Source organism: Muribaculum sp. NM65_B17, assembly GCF_004793735.1.
Taxonomy (GTDB): Bacteria; Bacteroidota; Bacteroidia; order Bacteroidales; family Muribaculaceae; genus Muribaculum; species Muribaculum gordoncarteri.
In genome coordinates this window covers 1-1,097 of sequence record NZ_SRYY01000029.1, presented here as the reverse complement: position 1 = coordinate 1,097, position 1,097 = coordinate 1, and the positions used below count along the sequence as shown (strand labels likewise).

1 protein-coding gene is annotated in these 1,097 nt (G+C 53.6%); it reads right to left on the bottom strand.

Translation table 11 applies throughout. The features are described from left to right. A partial coding sequence (locus E5354_RS14285; RefSeq protein ID WP_168353917.1) for a hypothetical protein occupies positions 1-1,097 on the bottom strand: 1,097 nt, incomplete at both ends.

The following is a 1,097-nucleotide window of genomic DNA, read 5'->3' as shown; positions in this document are numbered from 1 at the left end:
GAAGTGAGGCGGTCGAGTTCCTTGCAGCCTTTGTCAAATTCCTTGTCGGTCAGAAACGGTCGGGCGAACACCTTGACAAAATGGGCGTTTGATTTCGGGTCATCACGATCGAGTGCGAGCCATGACACAATCGCCTCCTTATGCTCGCGTGTGAAAGTCTTGTATGCTAAAACCCTTGCGAACTGAATGAGGGCGCGGACAGCCTTTTCAAGTTTCTCGCCGAGCAACCGCAACATCGCCTCCATCTGAGCAAGCAGCGTGTCTTTCTCACGCTTCAGATTGTCTATGATATGGCGGTTGTTACTCTCCAGCTCTCGGTATCGGGCGGAGAGGTTCTGCAACTTGACTTGGAGGGAAGATAATTCACGGCTGTGCGATGCGTTCAACTCCCGGATTTCGGTCAGATGTTCCTCGGTCTTGTCCTCGATGGTCTGACGCACCTGCCTCTGCACCATCATCGGGATTTTAGCCACCTGTGCCTCCATCTTAGCTACGGCAAACTGCATATCCTTGTTCTCGGCTGTCAGCCGTGCGTTCTCTTTCTCAATCTCCGCATATTTACCTTTGCCGAAAAGATTTGCCACACCGCTCATGAGTGCGCTGCCGCTCTCCTCGTCAAGAGCCTTTTTCTTCTCCTTGCGCTGTTGTTCAAGTTCTTCGATAGACTTCTCAGCAGCCATCGCCTGCAATTCAAGTTGCTCGTTACGGCTTTCAAGCACGGCGTTCTCAGCCGTGAGCCGTTGGTTGTTCTCTCGCGCTTTCCGCTCCTTGTACTCTATGGCACTCAGCCCCTCTATGCCGGAGTCCTCTTTGGGAGTGCCGCGTTCCATGCCGAGACTTTCGGCAAGCACTGTCTGCATTTCCTTACAGTCGTTGGCATCGAGTTTGACGCTCTTTCCTGTCTCGTGGTTCATCCAATCGACAATGATGTGGGCGTGATGGTTCGGCAGCAGATCATCGGTCAGAGGGTCGGCATGACCCTCGTCATGGTGGAGGTCGATGCTTATGACGGAGATACCCTTGTCGGCGAGCCATTTCACGAACAGGTCAAAATCCTCTATGCGCGTGTCCGGCTTGATGGGAGGGCAACCCTCGCG